This window comes from Pseudomonas sp. SbOxS1 (assembly GCF_013416725.1).
Taxonomy (GTDB): Bacteria; Pseudomonadota; Gammaproteobacteria; order Pseudomonadales; family Pseudomonadaceae; genus Aquipseudomonas.
Genome location: NZ_JAAVXC010000099.1, coordinates 1 through 551, shown reverse-complemented (window position 1 = coordinate 551; position 551 = coordinate 1). Strand labels below are relative to the sequence as shown.

Genomic DNA, 551 nt, shown 5'->3' with positions numbered 1-551 from the left:
ACATGCTCGATCCGAACTGGGTAATGCCGCCATCGCCCAGTTCGTAGGGGCAACCGGCCAGCGCCGCCACGTCGCCATCGCCGGTGCAGTCGATCACGACCTTCGGCATGACCGCCTTGCGCCCGCCCTTGGTCTCTAGAACGACTGTGCGAACCTTGCCGTCCTCGCTGTACACGGCGGAAGCGAAGGCATGGAACAAGACCGAAACGCCGGCCTCGGCAACCATTTCGTCCGAGACCAGGCGCAACGAAGGCGGGTCGTATGGCACCGACGCGATGCGGCCGACATGGCGGGGCGGAAGAACGGCGTCGCGGCTGCGCATCCGTTCTTCCATCTCGACATAGATGCCACCGACAGTCCTGGCGATGCTGTCGCCGTCGACGGTGTAAGCTCCGCAGAACCCGCCGAGCGTGACGGCGGTCAGCGTGCCGCCCAGGAAGCCATAGCGCTCGACGAGCAGAACCTCCGCACCTTCGCGCGCGGCCGCCATGGCCGCTGCCGTTCCCGCAGCACCGCCGCCGACGACCAGCACGTCCGGCCGCGCCATGACC

At 67.5% G+C, this 551-nt stretch carries 1 protein-coding gene; it reads right to left on the bottom strand.

Going from position 1 to position 551, the window contains the following annotated elements; translation table 11 throughout:
- Nucleotides 1-551, bottom strand: a 551-nt coding sequence (locus HFK74_RS32980; protein ID WP_180207235.1) for an FAD-dependent oxidoreductase, incomplete at both ends; no start/stop codon positions are given.